The 579-nt window shown below is 66.1% G+C and carries 1 protein-coding gene; it reads left to right on the forward strand.

The genetic code is table 11. The annotated features are described in order from the left end of the window. On the forward strand, positions 1–579 hold a 579-nt coding region (locus L810_RS42665), incomplete at both ends, for an NAD(P)/FAD-dependent oxidoreductase (protein ID WP_042978385.1).

Consider the following 579-nt stretch of genomic DNA (forward strand, 5'->3'; position numbering starts at 1 on the left):
TGGGCCAGCAGGCCGAGGCGCTGGGCGTCGAGATCTTCCCCGGCTTCCCGGCTGCGGAGATTCTCTACAACGACGACGGCTCCGTGAAAGGCGTCGCGACCGGCAACATGGGCGTGGGCAAGGACGGCGAGCCGACCGAGAACTTCCAGCTCGGCATGGAGCTGCACGCGAAGTACACGCTGTTCGCCGAAGGCTGCCGTGGCCACCTCGGCCGCCAGCTGATCTCGAAGTTCAAGCTCGACGCGAACGCCGATCCGCAGGCGTACGGGATCGGCATCAAGGAGCTGTGGGAAATCGATCCCGCGAAGCACAAGCCGGGCCTCGTGATCCACACGGCCGGCTGGCCGCTGAAGTCCGACACCTACGGCGGCTCGTTCCTGTATCACATGGACAACAACCAGGTCGTGGTCGGCTTCGTGGTGGGCCTGGGCTACACGAACCCGTACCTGTCGCCGTTCGAGGAATTCCAGCGCTACAAGACGCACCCGTCGATCCGCGCGTTCCTCGAAGGCGGCAAGCGCGTGTCGTACGGCGCGCGCGCGATTACGGCGGGCGGTCTGCTGTCGCTGCCGAAGACGG

The sequence above is a fragment of the Burkholderia sp. AU4i genome, assembly GCF_000466765.1.
Classification (GTDB): Bacteria; Pseudomonadota; Gammaproteobacteria; order Burkholderiales; family Burkholderiaceae; genus Burkholderia; species Burkholderia cepacia.